At 62.9% G+C, this 6,460-nt stretch carries 7 protein-coding genes; 2 read left to right on the top strand and 5 right to left on the bottom strand.

Features of this window, described 5'->3' with window-relative positions; all coding sequences use genetic code 11:
- Positions 1-1,805 (top strand): hypothetical protein (locus tag AC16XC_RS00340; protein ID WP_484032641.1); only part of this gene is annotated, 1,805 nt, incomplete at its 5' end.
- Between the two features lie 313 nt (positions 1,806-2,118).
- Positions 2,119-2,520, top strand: coding sequence for a hypothetical protein (locus AC16XC_RS00335; RefSeq protein WP_484032640.1), 402 nt, complete (start codon positions 2,119-2,121; stop codon positions 2,518-2,520).
- A gap of 286 nt (positions 2,521-2,806) precedes the next feature.
- Here AC16XC_RS00335 and AC16XC_RS00330 read toward each other — a convergent pair whose 3' ends face one another.
- The 5 genes from AC16XC_RS00330 to AC16XC_RS00310 all read right to left on the bottom strand — a co-directional run.
- On the bottom strand, positions 2,807-3,706 hold the full coding sequence (locus AC16XC_RS00330) for a TauD/TfdA dioxygenase family protein (protein ID WP_484032639.1): 900 nt from the start codon (positions 3,704-3,706) through the stop codon (positions 2,807-2,809).
- A 10-nt stretch (positions 3,707-3,716) separates the two neighbouring features.
- Positions 3,717-4,721, bottom strand: coding sequence for a zinc-dependent alcohol dehydrogenase family protein (locus AC16XC_RS00325; RefSeq protein ID WP_484032638.1), 1,005 nt, complete (start codon positions 4,719-4,721; stop codon positions 3,717-3,719).
- A gap of 22 nt (positions 4,722-4,743) precedes the next feature.
- Entirely contained in the window at positions 4,744-5,517 is a 774-nt protein-coding gene (locus AC16XC_RS00320) for a glutathione S-transferase family protein (RefSeq protein ID WP_484032637.1), read from the bottom strand.
- A 1-nt stretch (position 5,518) separates the two neighbouring features.
- A complete protein-coding gene (locus AC16XC_RS00315) occupies positions 5,519-6,265 on the bottom strand; it encodes an SDR family NAD(P)-dependent oxidoreductase (RefSeq protein ID WP_484032636.1) in 747 nt (248 codons plus the stop codon).
- A 2-nt stretch (positions 6,266-6,267) separates the two neighbouring features.
- The coding region (locus AC16XC_RS00310; RefSeq protein ID WP_484032635.1) for a protein-tyrosine phosphatase family protein at positions 6,268-6,460 on the bottom strand (193 nt) is incomplete at its 5' end.

The following is a 6,460-nucleotide window of genomic DNA, read 5'->3' as shown; positions in this document are numbered from 1 at the left end:
TTTACCGCATGGGCCAGCATCTGACCCTCGCCCGCTACCCGATGCATTTCCACCTGCTCGGCGAAGGCGCGGGCATGTACATCCGCAATGCCGCGATCCATGACACCTACAACCGCTGCGTCACCGTCCACGGCACCAACGACCTGCGGATCGAGAACAACGTGACCTACAACACGGTGGGCCACTGTTTCTTCCTCGAAGACGGGATCGAGACCGGCAACCGCTTCGTCAGGAACCTGGCGATCCAGACCAAGTGTCATCCGACATTGGCCTGCGTGCCCACCAACCTCGCCGCCAATGGCGAGAACAACTATACCTATGCGAACCGTATGACCGTCAGGCAAATCAGCTTTTCCGGCGGGGCCACCCTGCTGCCTTCGGACAACACGGTGGCGTCCTTCTGGATCACCAACCCGGACAACAGCTTTATCGACAATGTCGCGGCCGGTTCCGATCAGAACGGTTTCTGGCTGTCCCTGCCGGAGCACCCCAATGGCGCCTTCCTCGGCACGGAGGTTGCCGCCAACACCTGGCCGCGCCGCACGCCACTGCGAGCATTCAGGGGCAACGTGGCGCATTCAAACTTCGACGGGTTCATGTTCGACCGCAACATCAATGAAGACAACACTTTCGGCCTGGCCGGGAACGCGTTCATGCCGCGGGCAAATCCTGCCGACCCGGACAGCCCCTTCGTGGAAACGCTGATCGAGGATTTGACCAGCTACAAGAACCGCAATGGCGGGCTCTGGGGCCGGGGCGAGCTGCACATATTCCGCAATTTGAAGCTCGCCGACAACGCCATCGGCATGACGCATTCATCGGGTGATTTCGGCAGCCAGCGGTTTACCTCGCGTTTGGAGGATTCGCTGATCGTGGGCGAAACCGACAATATCGGAAATCCCACCACGCCGGAAGAAGTCGCCTATGGCCGCAGCCTGCCGAAGCCGCCAATTCCGGATTTCCCGATCCGTGCCTACGAATACTACGATTACCGCGACGAGGTGGTCAACACGACCTTCGTGAACTACCAGGACAACGCCCGGCGAAAGACCGGAGCGCTTTCCTGGCTGCTGTTCACGAGCTCGGGGGTCACCACCGCAAGCACCATCGAGGGAGCGCAATTCGTCAACGCCAAGCCGGTCTATTTTCCGAACTACGATCTGAGGTTCGATAACGACAACCGGGGCGGCGTCGCTTATCGGACGCTATCGATCCACGACCTCGACGGTTCGGTGACGGGCGTCCCCGATTCCCATATCATGCTCCACGACGGCGAGTTCGACAGTATCGTCACCGACGACAGCTGCGAGATTCATCCCAGCTGGAACGCCTCTGTCTGCACGGGCGATGTCGGACGCTTGTATCTCTCGCCAAGGCCAGCAGGACTTGGCGGACGCGGACTCGCGTTCGGCGCTCGAACCGCTCCAGCGGCTGCACCCGCTCCTCCCGCCCCCGCCGCTCCGCAGGAGCCCATCGCGCTGGTTCGCAACGGCAAGGAATTTCACATCACGGGCAACCAGAGCACTGTGCGTGCCGGCACCGAGATCCAGGTGAAAACCGAAAGGCCGGAAGTCTCTCTCAGTATGAGTGAAATGGACCAGGGCTCATGGGTCATATTCGAACTGCCGGGTTTCACCAAGGCAGCCTCCGGAACGCAGCAGGGCAGCCTGGACGCATTGCGCGCGGCGAACGAGACTTCCTGGTTCAGGGACGGGGACGCCCTCTGGGTCAAGCTGGTGGCCGAGGCTCCGACCATGCCGATTCGTCCATTGGTTATCCAGGCCAGCATAGCGGTCAGCAGATAGGTATCGAAGCCAAATCCCACGCCCGCGACCGGCCGGAGCCGGTGCCGCGCTGGCGTGAGGGGATCGTTTCCCGGCGAGCGCAGCGGACCGAGCAACTATCCTTCGCAGCGCGACCGTCCCGGCCTGCCCGATACGCAGATCGCGGGCGACAAGCACAACGCATCCAACACCATTCGGCATCTCATCGCACCGAAAGGGCAAGCGCGGATCGATCCAACCCGATGCGATCGGCCAGGCCGAACCGCCAGGCGAAACCACCCGCCCCGAACGGATCTGCGGCTACTTCTTCTTTGGAGCAGCTTTCGCTTTCGGCTTGGCCGAAGCCTTTGCCTTCGGTGCAGCCTTTGGCTTTGCCTTCGGTTTGGCGGCTGACTTCGGCGCGCTTTTGGCCTTGGCTTTCGGCTTGGCGGCAACCTTCGCCTTGGCCTTGGGCTTGGCGGCAGCTTTCGCTTTCGGCTTGGCCGCAACCTTTGCCTTGGCTTTCGGCTTGGCGGCAGCTTTCGCCTTTGGCTTGGCCGCAACCTTTGCCATTGCCTTTGGTTTGGCCGTTTGCTTGGGCGCGCTCTTTGCCTTTGCCGCCGGCTTTGGAGCAGCCTTTGCTTTCGCCTTTGGCTTGGCCGAAGTCTTTGCCTTTGGCGCGGCCTTTGGTTTGGCCTTCGGCTTCGGTTTTGACGGTGCCTTCTTCGCTGGCTTTGCCATCTCGTTAAATCCCTAGTTTCAGGTGAAACGCACTTATCACGAGATGCGAATTGCTTAAGTTTCGAGACACGTTGTAAGTGTGGATAACTTATGGTTCTGGCGATCATTTCGTCCGCCGCCCGAACCGGTCTTCAGCAGACCCGGCCGATGTCAGCTCCTCGTCGAGCGACAGGCGAACGGACCGTCCGCGACCGGGCATCCATCGCCAGCGATCGCCGGACCGGTGGATTGTCCGCCATCGGCGGCGAACGAGCACATCGTTCCGGTCGATCCCGCAAGGGCGGGAACAACGAAGGACGGGGCTAAACCGGCTTCGTCCCCGCGGTCGTCGTGCGATACATCTCGCGCCGGAAGCCGTCGTAATCGTTGGGGCCAAGATGCATCGCGAGGCGGTTGTCCCACAGCGCGACCATTCCGACCTCCCATTTGAGGCGGCAGGTAAAGGCGTGCTGGGTAGTGTGCCAGACCAGGAAATCGAAGATCGGCTTGGCTTCGAGCGTCGTCATCCCTTCGAAGCCGATCGTGTAGGTGTCGCAGATATAGAGCGATTCCTCGCCCGATTCGGGATGGGTCCGCACCAGCGGGTGGTAGCGCCCTTCGAGCCCCGCCTTGCGGGTCTCGTCGTTCGAGAACTGGATCGCGGTGCCGAGCAGCGTCTCCTGCGTGAGATAGTTGTTGCGCGCCGACATGTGGACCCTGAGGCCGCGCAGCATGTCCTGGTAGGTCTTCGACAGATGCCGGAAGGCGAGCGCCGAATTGCACCAGGTCGTGTCGCCGCCATAGGGCGGAATCTCGACCGCGCGCAGCGTGGTGATCGCCGGCGGCTCCTCGAGGAACGGGCTGTCGGTATGCCAGCCGCCGCCGAACAGCGAAGGGACGACCGTGTCGGCTTCCTTGATGATCGGATGGACGTTGCGGTGGCCCTCGACCCCTTGCGTATAGGCATCGACCGCGAACGGGCCGAGCCGCGCAGCCCATTCCTCATGCTCGGCATGGGTGAGGTGCTGGTCGCGGATGTAGAGCATCTTGTGGTGATAGAGCGCGCGCTTGAAATCCTCGAAGCCTTCGTCGGACAGCTCGGGCAGGCGAATGCCCCTGATCTCCGCGCCCATCGCCGCCGACAGCGGCACCGCCTCGAAATGCGAGGATGCGAACGGATGGTTGTCGAAATCGCCGCACGGGCTGACGCGCACTTCCCACATGTCCTTGCTCCTAAAGTTCGATCACCGTCTTGCCGAAGCTGTCCGGCCCCCAGGCATGGGCATAGGCTTCCTTCGCCTCATCGAAGCCGAAGCTCCTGCCGATCGGCGGCTTCACGCCATGTGCGTCGACATAGGCATTGAGCTTGTTCGCCATCTCGACCGAACCGACGAAGATCCCGCGGATCGATCCGCCGGTCATCATCAACTGGCGCGGATGGGGCGGTTCGCCCTCGGCGAGCACACCGATCAGCGCGATCTCGCCTTCGCTGGCGAGCGCGGCCATGCTTTGCGGCAGCGTGCCGACCCCGCCGACTTCGACCACCTTGTGTGCCCCGCCAAACTCTTTCGCGACATGGGCGCCCCAGTCGGGCACGGTCTTGTAATTGACGAGGTGGGCCGCGCCGAGCGCCGCGATCCGGTCGAGCTTTTCGTCCGACGAGGAGGTGGCGATCACTTCCGCCCCGGCGGCAATCGCCAGCTTGAGCGCGATCATCGAAACCCCGCCGCTCCCCAGCACCAGCACCCGGCTGCCCGGGCCGATCGGGCGCCCGCCTTCGAACAGCGCATTCCACGCGGTGACCCCTGCGCAAGGCATGCAGGCAGCCTCGGCCAGGCTGAGACTGTCGGCGCATTTGACCACGGCCTGTGCCGGCAGCACGACCAGTTCGGCCAGCATGCCCGGAGCCTTGCCGTCGCCCAATGCCCGGCCCATCCTTTGCGGCCCGCTGATCCAGTCGAGGAAGAAGCTGCCCTGGACCTTGTCGCCCGGCGCAAGCCCGGAAACCCCGTCGCCTACCGCAACCACTTCGCCAGCGCCGTCGGACAGGGGGATCGAGGGCGCGGTGATCGGCCCGCCGAAATACCTCCCCGCCGCGACCGCGAAATCGCGATAATTGATCGACCAGGCCTTGGGCGCGATCAGCACTTCGCCCGGCCCCGGCTGGGGATCGGGCAGGGTTTCCTGGTAGAGCCTGTCGAAACCGTCGGACCCGGCGGGCAGCATCCACGCGCGCATTATTGTTCTCCCAATTCTCACTTCACCTATCGCCGCTCCAGGTCCTGAGACCGGGCGCAGTGCGATCCTCGCTGGCCAGCGCGTCCTTTACGGCCGGTCGCGCGCTGATCGTCTCACGCCATGCAACGATTCGCTTGTATTTTGTATCCACTCCGAGCTCGGGGAACATGCGATCGACCATCAAACCGCAATGCGCGTAGAAATTGATGTCGGCGAGCGTGTAGCTGTCGCCGGCAAGATAGCGGGTCTCACCGAGCTGCTTTTCGATTTTCTCGAGCGCGTAGACGATCTTCTCGGTCGCATAGGCGAGGTCCGCTTCCGAGAATCCCGAACGCGCCGTCGCCCACTTCTTGCGCTGGTCGGGAAGCGGAATGTGACTCAGCAGCTCTTCGAATGTGCCCTCGTCGATATTGCGCGCGATCACGCCGACCAGGCGATGCCAGCCATGCATCGAGACATGGTTCATGACATGCTCGTCGACGAACTTGTTCCAATAGCGCATCCGCGCCGCGCCTTCCGGGTCGCGCGGCCGCAGTGGGCCGTCATCGGGATTGTCGTCGGGGAATGCGTCTTCGAGATATTCGTTGATGACCGTTGTGTGGGTGATGATGACGCCGTCATGGTCGAGCACCGGGACCTGGCCCTCGGGATTGATCGCCACGAACCAGTCGGAATGCTGCTCGAACTTGTGCAGGTCGACATAGACGGATTCGTAGTCGAGCCCCTTTTCCTTCAGGGGGACCATCGACTTGAGCGAATTGGCCAAGGGCTCGGCATGGTAGTATTTCAGTGCCATCCTAGACCTCGATGCTCTCCAGCACCCCGCCGTCGACCGCCCAGTCCTGCCCGGTGACATGGCTGGCGGCATCGGACAGCAGGAAACAGGCGACCTCGGCCAGTTCCTCGCTCGATCCCATGCGGCGCTGGGGGATGCGCTTCTCTATCAGGCCCTTCTGGTGCTCGGGAATCCGGTCGAGCGCCTCGGTCCTGATGAAACCCGGAATGATGCAATTGGCGCGGACATTGTGCGGTGCCATCTCGACCGCGATCGCGCGGGTCAGGCCGAGCACGCCGTGCTTCGAAGCGACATAGGCGGGGTTCATCGCCATGCCGCGCTTCGAAGCCATCGAGCCGGTGACCAGGATCGCGCCCTTCTTGGCTTCGATCATGGCCGGCAGGACCTTCTGGATCGCCCAGAATACGCTGACGAGGTTCACCTTGATGGTTTCCTCGAACACTTGCGGATCGAAAGCGACCGCCGGGGTAAAGCCGCCGGTCAGCCCGGCATTGGCGAACAACCCTTCGACCGGCCCGAAATAGCCGGCGGCGGCGTCAATTGCCTGTTCGAGCTGGGTCTTGTCGCCGACATCGGCGGGGAACCCGGCGGCATTCCCGCCGATCTGCGAAGCAACCTCGTCGAGCAATTCGGCCCGCCGCGCGATCAGCGACACCTTCGCGCCGCGATCGGCCAGCATCCTGGCCGTAACCAGGCCGATTCCGCTCGACGCGCCGGTGACGACGATATGCCTTCCGCCAAAATCCATCGTCAGCTCTCCTCTCCCCTGATGAACTTCGCCCAGGCGGGGGCCGCCGGGTGGTCATTGGTGTCCGGATCCCATTGCATGAGCATCAGCGCGCGCGCCAGCCCTTCGTCCATCCCGTGATCGCGGTGGAAGCGATAGAAGAAGGCCGAGACCCGCCAGTTCATGATGCAATGGACGTGCACCGGGGTTTCGCCC

The organism is Candidatus Andeanibacterium sp. (assembly GCF_057143545.1).
This window is presented reverse-complemented; position numbering and strand designations above follow the sequence as displayed.

Coding starts and splice junctions, on each gene's coding strand:
- AC16XC_RS00320 (WP_484032637.1), bottom strand. CDS start 5,517: ATGGCACTGAAATACTACCATGCCGAGCCCTTGGCCAATTCGCTCAAG.
- AC16XC_RS00315 (WP_484032636.1), bottom strand. CDS start 6,265: ATGGATTTTGGCGGAAGGCATATCGTCGTCACCGGCGCGTCGAGCGGA.
- AC16XC_RS00325 (WP_484032638.1), bottom strand. CDS start 4,721: ATGCGCGCGTGGATGCTGCCCGCCGGGTCCGACGGTTTCGACAGGCTC.
- AC16XC_RS00330 (WP_484032639.1), bottom strand. CDS start 3,706: ATGTGGGAAGTGCGCGTCAGCCCGTGCGGCGATTTCGACAACCATCCG.